Source organism: Bifidobacterium psychraerophilum, assembly GCF_000741705.1.
GTDB lineage: Bacteria > Actinomycetota > Actinomycetes > Actinomycetales > Bifidobacteriaceae > Bombiscardovia > Bombiscardovia psychraerophila.
In genome coordinates, this window is record NZ_JGZI01000009.1 from 141,507 (window position 1) to 153,720 (window position 12,214).

General features: G+C 57.5%; 13 protein-coding genes and 1 tRNA gene. 12 read left to right on the forward strand and 2 right to left on the reverse strand.

From position 1 onward, the window contains the following. Window positions 1-51: 51 nt before the first annotated feature. Window positions 52-441: a VOC family protein gene (locus tag BPSY_RS04455; RefSeq protein ID WP_033494613.1), complete on the reverse strand. Its 390-nt coding sequence runs from the start codon at window positions 439-441 to the stop codon at window positions 52-54. A gap of 233 nt (window positions 442-674) precedes the next feature. On the opposite strand from BPSY_RS04455, the gene BPSY_RS04460 reads away from it, so the two are divergent. The 3 genes from BPSY_RS04460 (at window position 675) to BPSY_RS04470 (ending at window position 3,021) form a co-directional block, all read left to right on the forward strand. Then, a complete protein-coding gene (locus BPSY_RS04460; protein ID WP_033494614.1) occupies window positions 675-1,484 on the forward strand; it encodes an alpha/beta fold hydrolase in 810 nt (269 codons plus the stop codon). Next, the gene (locus tag BPSY_RS04465; RefSeq protein WP_033494615.1) at window positions 1,465-2,028 is read left to right on the forward strand and encodes a TetR/AcrR family transcriptional regulator; all 564 of its coding nucleotides are present in this window, start codon (window positions 1,465-1,467) and stop codon (window positions 2,026-2,028) included. The genes BPSY_RS04460 and BPSY_RS04465 overlap by 20 nt, the downstream gene beginning before the upstream one ends. Window positions 2,029-2,205: 177 nt before the next feature. After that, window positions 2,206-3,021 carry a YaaA family protein gene (locus BPSY_RS04470; protein WP_238556805.1) on the forward strand — a complete coding sequence of 272 codons (816 nt, stop codon included), beginning with the start codon at window positions 2,206-2,208 and terminating at the stop codon, window positions 3,019-3,021. A 205-nt stretch (window positions 3,022-3,226) separates the two neighbouring features. On the opposite strand, the gene BPSY_RS04480 is transcribed toward BPSY_RS04470, so the two are convergent. Then, window positions 3,227-3,300: transfer RNA gene (locus BPSY_RS04480), tRNA-Met, on the reverse strand. 595 nt (window positions 3,301-3,895) lie between these two features. Between BPSY_RS04480 and BPSY_RS04490 the strand changes: the two genes are divergently transcribed. From BPSY_RS04490 to BPSY_RS04530, 9 genes are all read left to right on the forward strand, one after another. After that, window positions 3,896-4,954, forward strand: a complete 1,059-nt coding sequence (locus BPSY_RS04490) for a homoserine O-succinyltransferase (protein ID WP_033494618.1) — start codon at window positions 3,896-3,898, stop codon at window positions 4,952-4,954. 254 nt (window positions 4,955-5,208) lie between these two features. Next, window positions 5,209-6,021: a F0F1 ATP synthase subunit A gene (atpB, locus tag BPSY_RS04495; protein ID WP_033494619.1), complete on the forward strand. Its 813-nt coding sequence runs from the start codon at window positions 5,209-5,211 to the stop codon at window positions 6,019-6,021. Window positions 6,022-6,085: 64 nt separating this feature from the next. Further along, window positions 6,086-6,316, forward strand: coding sequence for a F0F1 ATP synthase subunit C (atpE, locus tag BPSY_RS04500; RefSeq protein ID WP_033494620.1), 231 nt, complete (start codon window positions 6,086-6,088; stop codon window positions 6,314-6,316). A gap of 50 nt (window positions 6,317-6,366) precedes the next feature. After that, complete coding sequence (locus BPSY_RS04505; protein WP_033494621.1) at window positions 6,367-6,897, forward strand: F0F1 ATP synthase subunit B; 531 nt, start codon at window positions 6,367-6,369, stop codon at window positions 6,895-6,897. Between the two features lie 42 nt (window positions 6,898-6,939). After that, entirely contained in the window at window positions 6,940-7,770 is an 831-nt protein-coding gene (locus tag BPSY_RS04510) for a F0F1 ATP synthase subunit delta (protein WP_033494622.1), read from the forward strand. A 46-nt stretch (window positions 7,771-7,816) separates the two neighbouring features. Continuing rightward, a complete protein-coding gene (atpA, locus tag BPSY_RS04515; RefSeq protein WP_033494623.1) occupies window positions 7,817-9,448 on the forward strand; it encodes a F0F1 ATP synthase subunit alpha in 1,632 nt (543 codons plus the stop codon). 3 nt (window positions 9,449-9,451) lie between these two features. Further along, window positions 9,452-10,381, forward strand: a complete 930-nt coding sequence (locus BPSY_RS04520; protein WP_033494624.1) for a F0F1 ATP synthase subunit gamma — start codon at window positions 9,452-9,454, stop codon at window positions 10,379-10,381. Window positions 10,382-10,389: 8 nt separating this feature from the next. Then, window positions 10,390-11,880 (forward strand): F0F1 ATP synthase subunit beta, encoded by a 1,491-nt coding sequence (gene atpD, locus BPSY_RS04525; RefSeq protein ID WP_033494625.1) that lies wholly within the window; start codon window positions 10,390-10,392, stop codon window positions 11,878-11,880. Beyond that, window positions 11,880-12,173: a F0F1 ATP synthase subunit epsilon gene (locus BPSY_RS04530; protein ID WP_033494626.1), complete on the forward strand. Its 294-nt coding sequence runs from the start codon at window positions 11,880-11,882 to the stop codon at window positions 12,171-12,173. The genes atpD and BPSY_RS04530 overlap by 1 nt, the downstream gene beginning before the upstream one ends. Window positions 12,174-12,214: the final 41 nt, after the last annotated feature.

Here is a 12,214-nt window from a genome sequence, read left to right on the forward strand (position 1 = left end):
TGTGTGTCGTGATGATGCCGTGTTGGCGGTGAATTGAAGAATGGTGGTGAATCAGAGAATCTGGCAGAACTCGATGGTCTCCCCGTTCGGCCCGAGCACGTTGAAGTATGCGATGCCCTTATCCCAGAAGGAAGGGATGTGCTGGATCGAACCCTCGACGAAGTTCAGACCCAACTCGGTTGCGGCCTCGAAAGCCTTCTCGATGTCGGTGGTGTTGAGCGCGAAATGATTGATTGCGCCTGCGGTATTGGGGGTGGACTCCACGGTCCAGACCTCAAGGGTGAGATTGGCGAATCTCAGGAATGCGCAGGTGCTGTCACCATTAGGAAAAGTTCCGGCGACGGTAAAACCGAGCTTTTCGTAATATGCGATTGTCTCATCCAGCTTCGTTGTCGGAATGCCCACGTGTTGGATACCTGTGATATATGCGGTCAGATTCATGACGTCTCCATTGTCCGTTCTGTATTAACCTGGTTAATATAATATCACCGTTAAGGAAGATGGATTTATTTTCTGATTTTTGTTGTGCCAGTAGGCGTCAACGGCGATTCTTTTGACGCTTTTTTGCCATGATCCGAAGTCAAGATGTTGTACTGTACAACGGCGGTCGTGGCCGCAGCGCATTACGGTGAATGGCATTGACGACAAAAGCTAATTTGTGTAGCTTATAGGCTATGACTATTAGCTTTTTGCCAATCGACAATGGACGTATCGCCGTGGATATCCACGGGGATGGACCGCTTGTCGTCTGTTCGCCGGCGATGGGGGATACACGTGATGCCTTCGATCCGCTCGCCCGGTATCTCATCGAACACGGATTCCGGGTTGCGCAGCTTGACTTGCGTGGTCACGGCGACAGCGATACCACTTTCCAGGATTATGGGGACGAGGCAACGGCCTCCGATCTCCTTGCGGTCATAGAACGATACGGTGATGGACGGGCGTATGTGATAGGTGCGTCGATGAGCGCAGCGGCCACGGTAATCGCAGCGGGAATGCGTCCCGATGCCATTGCGGGGATAGTGCTTGTGGCCCCGTTCCTGAGAGGTGGAGGGGCCGTCTCAACAGCGGTACTGAGTTGTGTGCTCGCGCGTCCATGGGGTCCGATTGTCTGGAAGGCGTATTCGCGCAGGCTCTGGCCCGGACTCGGAGCTGGTGCCAAGGCGCGGGCGGCTCATGCGACCCAACTGCTTACCAGGCCGGGACGGTGGCGGGCATTCGCCCGCACGGCACGAACCGATCACTCCGTTGTCGAGCCGTGGCTGTCGCAAGTGAGCACACCATCACTCATCGTTATGGGTGCTGCGGACCCCGACTGGAAAAGTCCCGATGATGAAGCACGATGGGCTGCGGAAAAGCTCGATAGCCAGATGATGTCGGTTCCAGGGGTAGGGCATGCACCGATGCTGGAATCGCCTGAATTGGTGTCAGCACGCATCACCGAATTTCTGGAGGGATTGCAACATGCCGCGCGCCGGTCTTAATGCAACGGTCATTGTTGAGAAAGCCATCGAAATCATCGACAGCGAAGGGTTGGAACACCTCACGCTCGCGCGTTTGGCATCGGATTTCAATGTGGCGGCGCCGAGCCTGTACAAGCATGTTCGTGGAACGCAGGCCTTAATGGATCAAGTCGCGACGCAGGCGACCCTTGATCTGGCCGAAGCGATCAACAAAGCCACCCGTGCCGAATACGGGAAACAAGCGCTTGTGGCACTCTGCACTTCGTATCGGGAGTTCGCCCATCGTCGCCCGGGCTCATACCGGCTCACCCAGCGCGCGCGTGATTACCGGCCCTGGGACGAGGCGGCCAAGGAAGTGATCGCGGTCGTGGTCGCGGCTCTTCACGGCTACGGCATCGATGGCAACGACATCAGCCATATTCGATTCGCCAGGTCGGTACTGCATGGTTTCGTCACTCTCGAACTTGATGGTGGCTTCGCCTTGTCGTATCCGATAGATCAGAGTTTCGAACTGCTGATCGAGCAACTCGATTCCTCATTCCAGGCGCTTCACATGAAAGCGTGAACGGCATCGGATGAACATCGGCATTCGGGCGGCAGGCAGCCCCACGCTCTGCCATGCCATATCCATGCATCAGAGTCCCGGGGTCATCCACACCGGCGCATTCCGCATGGCTCGTCTGGGAATCCAAGGAGAACAAGGAGTGCCATCGCGATTCCGGCGATCTGGGTTGTCGATAGAATGAGCGGCGTGCGTATTCTACTTCCACCTTCTGAAGGCAAAACCTTCCCAAGCGCTGGGCCGGCGCTGGAGCTTGGGCGTTTGTCATATCCCGAACTCACCGAGGCACGACGTCAGGTGCTCGAAACGCTGATTGAAGTGTCCGGGAGGGATGACGCCGCGACGATCCTCAAGGTGGGCAAGCGTATCATGCCCGAGGTCACGGCGCAGCGTGGAATCCTCGGCATGCCCTGTGCCCCTGCCCGGACGGTGTACAGCGGTGTGCTGTATCAGGCCGCGCGATTGCATGGCGGTGATGATGTGATGATCTTCTCCGGTCTTTTCGGCGTGACCACGTCCGAAGACTTCATTCCTGCGTATCGTCTGTCGATGAATACCACATTGCCGGGGATCGGCAGCCTCAAGGCATTCTGGCGACGTGAATTGGCGAAGGTGGAACTCTACCGAAGGAATTCCGGTCAAATGGGGCGAACCCCGGAGGGGGCACGTACGGACGACTGCGGAGAGACCACGGTCGATATGCGCTCGGGAGCGTATCAGGTCACGACTCCGCATGGGCCATGGTGGGATCTGCGCGTCGTCGATTCGCGAGGCAAGGTCATCACTCATGCGGCCAAGCACTATCGGGGACTGCTGACACGGGCTCTACTCGATGCCCGGCGGTCGGAGCGGCAAGCGTGCGGCAGCACATCTGCCAGTGCTGACGAGCATAAAGCCTGTATCGATGTGGCGCGGATCGCACGCTCACTCGGTGATATCGAGGTCGCCGACGACGGGTCCCGTCATCACATCACGTTAAGGCTCCAGGAGGGTTGAGGTACGGGCCTTACCCCGTCACGCGGCATTGTTCCGGCATCGCTGGCGCGGATCCGTTAGGGGCGTATCAAGCTTGACTCGCCTATGGGCGGCTGCCTTGTTGCAGTGAAGGAGATTCGCATGCCCGGCAGGATCGTGGAGCTCTTCCTCGACACCGAGGAAACAAAAAAGGTTGAGATTCATAAAGAACCTCAACCCCAAACGGTAGCGGGGTCAGGATTTGAACCTGAGACCTCTGGGTTATGAGCCCAGCGAGCTACCGAACTGCTCCACCCCGCGTCGGCTGCCCTGCGGCAGCTCTATCTACTTTAGGGGCGAAGCTCAGAATGTCAAACCGGTGTGGCGCACTTTGCTGGCAGAGGAAGAACGGACGGCTCAGCAACAGTTACGGGGATGAATTCCATACGACATCTGGGTATGAAGAGGTCACAATGGATACCTGCGTGCGGCCGGGTGGTGTACACCACTGGACGACATTCCCGGATAAGCCCGCCGTATCGACGAAACGCAGTCGTGGTGCGCAGTGTCACGGAAATGCGCTGAGGCATGGCCGCGGTCCCGAAAGTATTGCGAAATGTTTTCCGATATTGATGTGATTGCCATGTTTGCGACCTTGCAGCGTGCAGGAATATTCAGGAATAAGGGAATCCACGATCCCCGGATCCGACATTTCGCAGGCCACCGTCAGGCAACAGAGGCGGAACCAGGATCCGACACTCCCGGCCATCGCATTCCTGTCCCGGCACATGAAGCAGGCCTGGGTGAGGCCGCGTGAACCTTCGTTATGGCTATCACCCCTATCTGCAACCCCTCATAAGCACTGCTGATAGCGAGAGGCCTGTACAGTGCGGCGAAGCTTGCAATAATGGAGGGCATGCCTATCAATATTCCCAGTGGTTTGCCAGCACGTGCGATTCTCGATTCGGAGCGGATCTTCGCTCTGGAGCGTCCCGAAGCTGAACAGCAGGACCTGCGTCCGCTGAGACTGTTGATTCTGAATCTGATGCCCAAGAAAATCGAAACCGAAACCGAGCTGCTCCGCCTGATCTCCAAATCGCCGCTCCAGGTCGAGGTCGATTTCATGAAGATCACCAGCCATGAGGCCACGCATACCAGTCGTGACCACCTCCTGAAGTTCTACGAGCCTCTGAGCGAGGTCAAGGACAATTACTATGACGGCTTCGTGGTCACCGGCGCGCCCGTTGAGCATCTGCCTTTCGAGGATGTCGATTACTGGGATGAATTCAAGGAGATACTCGATTGGGCGTCCTCACACGCTTTCTCGACCTTGTATCTGTGCTGGGGCGCAATGGGTGCCCTCAACTATCGCTATGGCGTGCGCAAGCATGTGCTCGACCAGAAGATATTCGGTGTGTTCCCCCAGTACCTTCAGGATGAATACTGCTTCATCACCAACGGCTTCGATGAGATCATCCTGCAACCGCATTCTCGCCTCGCCTCGATGGATGAGGACGATATCGCCGCGAATCCGGAGCTTCAGGTCCTCACCTGGGGGGAGGAATCCGGACCCGGTCTGATCGCGACCCGGGACTTCTCCGAGATATTCGCCCTTGGGCACTGGGAATACGGGAAGTACACCCTTGCCAACGAATATGCGAGGGATATCAGCAAAGGCATGACCAACGTGCCCTTCCCGAAGAACTATTACCCGCATGACGATCCGAAGCAGGAGCCCCTGTTCGCATGGCGGGCCCATGCCAACCTGCTCTGGCGCAACTGGCTGAATTGGGTCTATCAAACCACGCCCTACGATTTGCGCCTGGTGCCGGAGCTCAGGGCCAATAAGCGCCTGGGCACCGACCGGTCGATTCGTCACGCCCCGGGTAGCCCGCGGCAAGATGGATACACCATATTCAACAAAGACGGGTATGGTGTGATTCAGAACGTGCGGGGTACGAACGAAACAGCATGATTCCGGGCCAGAGGGCGACAGATGGTGCAAAACGCCGTCGAAGCCTTGCAGCACAGGGGTTTAGGGGTCATGTCCAGTTTCGCAAGTAGACCATTCACTAGCCATTCGGAGCAGAGTGTCGGCGTTAGCGGGATTCGCTTCCCAACGGTGCTGACGGGCTGTCCCGTGGGTGATGTGAAGAAACCTTCGCGTCACAATGTCATCGATTACCGGCGTTATATTTAATGCTGGTCGGGAAAAGCAGGAGGCGTTAGATGGCGGGTTTCTACAGTGCGCAAACGCTGGTAGCCGCTTCGAATAAGCCGGATTATCCGACTATCCAAGACTTCCTTCCTCCGGAGATCCTGTTCCAAGGAACTCCTTTCGCGATTAATCGCATCATTCTGGTACGCATCATCGCAACCGTGGTGCTGCTGCTCGTCCTCGGCATCACCGCTTCGCGTGCGAAGCTCGTTCCGGGAAGATGGCAGTCCGCAGTCGAGTGGGTGCTTGATTTCGTCAAGAACAGCATCGTCTACGAGGTCATGGGGGAGTTGCGCGGCAAGCGTTACGTGCCGATGATCACCACGGTGTTCATGACGATCGCAGTATTCAATCTTTGCGGTGAGATTTCCGGATTGAATATCGCGGCCACGGCGACCATAACGATGCCTCTGGTATTCGCAATATGGACCTTCGGCCAATATTGGGGTGCTGCTATTCGTGAGAAGGGTCTCGGGACCTATCTCAAAGAGGAATTAATCCCTGAAGGCGTGCCGGCTCCTGTGCTGATTCTTGTAGCACCGATGAATCTTCTTGAGATTCTCATCATTCGACCGCTCTCACTCACCATCCGACTCTTCGCCAACATGATGGCAGGGCACATCGTGCTCGCCTTGTGCCTGGCCACCACGCAGTTCTTCCTCTTTGAGGTTGCGAACAAAGCGATGGTGCCCCTTGGCGGTCTGATGTTTGTAGCCGGTTTCGCGATGACGCTGTTCGAAATGTTCATCGCATGCCTGCAGGCATTCATCTTCGCAATTCTTTCCACTGTATATATCAACCTCAGTTACCCGGAGAATGACTAGACTTCGGATAGCCACCGGTTTTTCGACGTATCGAGTTCGATAAACCACCCAGAAAGGAATCAACATGGATATGGTTACTCTCGCACAGGTCGCTGGCAACCTGAGTGCCGTCGGATACGGTCTCGCGGCAATCGGACCAGGCATCGGTCTGGGCATTGTCATCGGCAAGACCATCGAGGGAACGGCTCGTCAGCCTGAGCTCGGTGGGCGTCTGCAGACCCTGATGTGGATCGGCGTTGGTCTTATCGAGTTCCTCGCACTGCTCGGCATCGTCTGCGGCTTCCTCTTCAGCTAAGCGACAGAACGAATGGTCAGCAACTGGATATGTGAAAGGAGGGTGACGAAGTGACTATTGCAGCAGCAAGTGGGATTTCCCTGTTCATACCGCAGACTTACGATATCGTGTGGTCGCTGATAATCCTGGTGATTATCGCGGTATTTTTCTACAAGTTCTTCTTACCCAAGTTCCAGGCGATTTTTGATGAGCGCGCCGCCAAGATCGAGGGCGGTATGGCCAAGGCCGAAAAGGCTCAGCAAGAGGCGGAGACCGCGAAGAAGAAGTATGAGGACCAGCTCAGTGAGGCCCGCGTCGCAGCTTCCAAGATTCGTGATGATGCCAGGGCCGAGGCCTCGCACATCATCTCGGATGCACGCAGTCGGGCCGAAACCGATGCCACGCAGATCACCGCCAATGCCCAGCGTTCAATCGAATCGCAACAGCAGCAGGCTTTGGTGAGCCTTCGTGGTGAGGTCGGGGCTTTGGCGACCGCGCTTGCCGGCAAGATCCTCGGATCGAAGCTGGAAAGCAGCGATGTGCAGAAATCCATGATCGACACGATGATCGAGCAACTCAATGATGGTAAGAAAGAGCGTTAACGGACCTGTCAGGGTTCGCTGCATTCTGCTAGAGGAGGTGACATGCGAGGAGAAACATCGCTGAACTCCGACCGGTGTGCCCGGGAGAAGTTCGCGCCCGCATTGCGTGAGGCGAATGTGCAGGCAGGTGTCGTTTCGAGCGAATTGTTCGACTTCGCCAACCTGCTCGACTCCAATCCGCGTTTGGAGCGGGCGCTCACTGATCCTTCGCGTCCGGCAGAGGATAAGAAAAAGCTCGTCGACCAACTCCTGGAGCAGTCGGGGGCTTTGCCCCTGACCAGGCAGATCCTTGAGGACATTGCACAGAGGGCGTGGAGCAAGGTCGATCACATCGCGAATGCCGTTGAGGATATCGCCGTGGACGCGACCCTGTATTACGCAGACGTCAAGTCGGTAACGGCGACGGTGGCGATCGAGCTTGCAATGATTCACTCGGCCTTCCTCAATATGCCCCAGGTCCGTTCCAGACTTTCGGATACCCAGGTCGATGCCGAGACGAGAATCGCCTTCCTCAAGCAACTGCTTGAGGGGCAGCGTCTCAACCCCCTGACGGTGATTCTTGCCGAGCACGCGACCAGGGATCTGCGCAACAGGCGTTTCCTCTCCACCCTGTCATGGCTGATCAATCAGATCTCAAGCCATATGGGTGAACAGGTGGTGACCGTCGTGTCCGCGGTTCCTCTGACCCGTGAGCAGTTCAGCGGGATCATTGCCGCGTATTCGGCAAAGCTCGGGAAACCGGTGCATATCAACTCGGTGGTGGATCCGAAGGTCCTTGGAGGCCTGAGAATCCAGTTCGGAGCTGAGGTGCATGACAATACGGTTGTGGCACAGCTGCAGCAGTTGCGTCGCAAAGTCGGAGTGGGCGAGTGACGCTCGTGCGAAAGACTTACAAACAGTACAAGAAAAAGGAGTGATCATGGCGGAACTTACCATTGATCCTGCCACGATACGCAAGGCGCTCGATAACTTCGTCGAGTCGTACGAGCCATCCGAGACACCGACCCAGGAGGTTGGCTATGTCAGGACGGCGGGTGACGGCATTGCGCATGTGGAGGGGTTGCCTGGCTGCATGGCCAATGAGTTGCTGACCTTTGAGAACGGCACCCTGGGCTTGGCCTTCAATCTTGATGCCCGCGAAATCGGTGTGGTTATCCTCGGCAATTTCGCAGGAATCGAAGAAGGGCAAGAGGTACGACGTACCGGCGAGGTGCTTTCGGTCCCCGTGGGAGACGGATACCTGGGACGCACGGTGAACCCCCTGGGCGCGCCGATCGACGGACTTGGTGACATCAAAAGCGAAGGCCGCCGCATACTTGAGGCTCAGGCTCCCGATGTGATGCATCGTCACCCGGTCGACGAGCCGATGTCAACCGGTATCAAGGCCATCGACGCCATGACGCCTATCGGCCGTGGCCAGCGTCAGCTCATCATCGGTGATCGCCAGACCGGAAAAACCGCCCTGGCCATCGATACGATCATCAACCAGAAGCAGAACTGGGCATCAGGCGATCCCAAGAAGCAGGTTCGCTGCATCTACGTCGCCATCGGGCAGAAGGGATCGACCATCGCTTCGGTGCGTTCCTCACTCGAGGATGCCGGAGCCATGGAATACACCACGATCGTGGCTTCACCGGCTTCCGATTCCGCCGGTTTCAAGTACATCGCACCGTATACCGGTTCGGCGATCGGCCAGCACTGGATGTACAACGGCAAGCACGTTCTGATCGTGTTCGATGATTTGAGCAAACAGGCCGAGGCCTACCGCTCGATTTCCCTGCTGCTGCGTCGTCCGCCGGGGCGTGAGGCGTACCCAGGTGACGTCTTCTACTTGCACTCCCGTTTGCTGGAACGCTGCGCCAAGCTTTCCGACGGTCTGGGCGGTGGATCGATGACCGGACTGCCGATCATCGAGACGAAGGCCAATGATGTTTCGGCCTACATCCCAACCAACGTCATCTCGATCACCGATGGTCAGATCTTCCTGCAGTCGGATCTGTTCAACGCGAATCAGCGTCCCGCCGTGGACGTCGGCATCTCGGTCTCCCGAGTCGGTGGCGCCGCGCAGACCAAGGCCCTGAAGAAGGTTTCGGGTACGTTGAAGATCTCCCTGGCCCAATACCGCTCATTGGAGTCCTTCGCCATGTTCGCGTCCGATCTGGATGCCGCTTCGAAGGCCCAGCTGACACGTGGAGCAAGGTTGACCGAGCTGCTCAAGCAGGCCCAGTTCACGCCCTACCCGATGGAACAGGAAGTGGTTTCGGTCTGGATCGGCACGCACGGCAAAATCGATGACCTCGATCTCAAGGATGTGCTGCCCTTCGAGAGGGGTCTGATGGACTATCTCGATCACAACACCGACATCCTCAAGACGATCCGCGACACCGAGGACTTCACCGCTGACACGGAGAAGGCCCTTGAAGCAGCGGTCGAGGAGTTCCGCGGTACCTTCGTCACCCACTCCGGTTCTCCTTTGGAGGGTGCGAAGAAGAACAACGAGGCTGGTCCCGCTCCTATCGAGCAGGAGCGGATCGTGGCGGGGGCGAAATAACTTATGGGCTCCCAACTCGCATTCAAGTCAAGGATCGCCTCAACAGCGTCATTGGAGAAGATCTTCAACGCGCAGGAGATGATCGCGTCCTCGCATATATCCAGGGCCCGCAAGGTGGCCTTGGATGCGAAGCCGTATACTGATGCGATTTTCGATGCAGTCCAGTCCTTGGTGGCGCATACGCATATCACCCACCCGATCGTCGAGAAGAAGGAGGACAACGACCGCGTCGCTGTCCTCGCCCTTACGGCGGATCGAGGGATGGCCGGCGCATACACATCATCGATTATCCGTGAGACGGAAAGCCTGCTCGCAGGTCTTGACAAGTCGGGCAAGCAGCCTGAGCTGTATGTATACGGTCGCAGGGGCGTTTCATATTACAAATACCGTAATCGTGATATCGCCGGCACCTGGGAAGGCAACAGTGACCAGCCGGGCGTCGAGGTGGCCGAAGAGATATCGAAGGCTCTTCTGGATGCCTATATGAAGCCTGCGGCCAAGGGCGGTGTTGCGGAGCTGTACATCGTGTTCACCGAATTCGAGAACATGGTCGTACAGAAGGTCCGTGTGCTGCGGATGCTGCCGGTTGAACTCGTCCATGCACCCAAGACGATTCACATCGACAGCAAGCCGATCACTCCGGAGGAGCATGACAAGACCGCCCCGCTCTATGCTTTCGAGCCTGGTGTGGACGAGGTCCTCGATACGATCCTGCCGAAGTACATACAGTCCCGTATACACGAGTGCCTGCTGACCTCAGCGGCCTCGGAGACGGCCAGCCGCCAGAACGCCATGCATACGGCAACGGATAATGCACGAAATCTCATCGACGATTTGACACGCAAGCTCAACGCTTCGCGTCAGGCTTCGATAACTCAGGAACTTACCGAAATCATCGGCAGCGCTGATGCGTTGAACAAAGAGGAAGAGTAGGAACGCCAATGGTTGAAGAGCAAAGCACTCAGACCACAGCGGCACCTGACGAGGTCACCGAACCGACTCAGGGTCGTATCACACGCGTCCAGGGCTCGGTCATCGACATTGAGTTCCCGGTGGGTCATCTGCCGGATATCTACAACGCCTTGACCGTGAAGATCAATTCGGTAGGCAATACCGAAGGCGAGACGCTGCATGAGATCACCCTTGAGGTGGAGCAGCATCTCGGTGATTCCATCGTCCGCGCCGTGGCTCTCAAGCCTACGGACGGCCTGGTTCGAGGTGCGCTGGTGACGAACACCGGCGGCCCGATCGAGGTTCCTGTGGGTGATGTGACCAAGGGGCACGTCTTCGACGTCGCCGGGCACATCCTCAACGCCAAGGATGATGAGAACATCACCATCTCCGAGCGTTGGCCGATCCATAGGAATCCACCGGCATTCGACCAGTTGGAATCCAAGACCCAGATGTTCGAAACGGGCATCAAGGTCATCGATTTGTTGACCCCGTATGTTCAGGGCGGCAAGATCGGCCTCTTCGGCGGCGCCGGCGTCGGCAAGACGGTGCTGATCCAGGAGATGATCCAGCGCGTCGCACAGAACCACGGCGGTGTTTCGGTGTTCGCAGGGGTCGGTGAGCGTACCCGTGAGGGTAACGATCTGATCGGCGAAATGGCCGAGGCCGGCGTTTTGGAGAAGACCGCGCTGGTCTTCGGACAGATGGATGAGCCCCCGGGGACGCGTCTTCGCGTTCCGCTGACCGCACTGACGATGGCGGAGTATTTCCGTGACGTGCAGAACCAGGATGTGTTGCTCTTCATCGACAACATCTTCCGGTTCACGCAGGCGGGTTCCGAGGTTTCCACACTGCTCGGGCGCATGCCTTCCGCAGTGGGCTACCAGCCGAACCTCGCCGATGAGATGGGCGCTCTGCAGGAGCGCATCACCTCTACGCGTGGGCATTCGATCACCTCTCTGCAGGCGATCTACGTGCCTGCGGATGATTACACCGACCCGGCCCCAGCGACGACATTCGCCCACTTGGACGCGACCACGGAGCTTTCCCGTGACATCGCCTCCAAGGGCATCTATCCGGCTGTGGATCCACTGTCCTCGACATCGCGAATCCTCGATCCGCGTTACGTGGGACAGGCCCATTACGACTGCGCCAATCGTGTCAAGGCGATTCTGCAGCGTAACAAGGAGCTGCAGGACATCATCGCGCTGATCGGCATCGATGAGCTCTCGGAAGAGGACAAGACCACGGTCAACCGTGCACGTCGCATCGAGCAGTTCCTCGGACAGAACTTCTATGTCGCCGAGAAGTTCACGGGCAGGCAGGGATCCTATGTGCCCGCTGATGAGACCATCGAGGCCTTCACGCGCATTTGTGACGGCGTCTATGACGATGTTCCCGAGCAGGCCTTCACGGGCATCGGCGGCATCGAGGACCTTGAACAGAAGTGGCATGCGATGCAGAAGGAATACAACGCATAATGGCCGGCCAAGAACAGTCCACGATGCAGGTCAACATCGTCGCCTCCGATCGTCCGGTGTGGTCAGGAACCGCCAGGTCCGTGACCATACCGGCCTCTGAAGGCGGCATGGGGATACTGCCGGATCACGAGCCTGTGTTGACTGTCATCCGCGAAGGCACCGTCACGGTCACCGAAGCGGAGGGCACGCAGCACGCCTTCCAGGTCAATGACGGCTTCATCGCATTCGACTCGAATAAGCTGACCGTCGCCGTCGAGCGCGGCTCACAGGTGGATGAAGGTCAGCATGAGTGATTGATATCCGGATCCCGGCACTCAGGTGACGGGATCCGAAG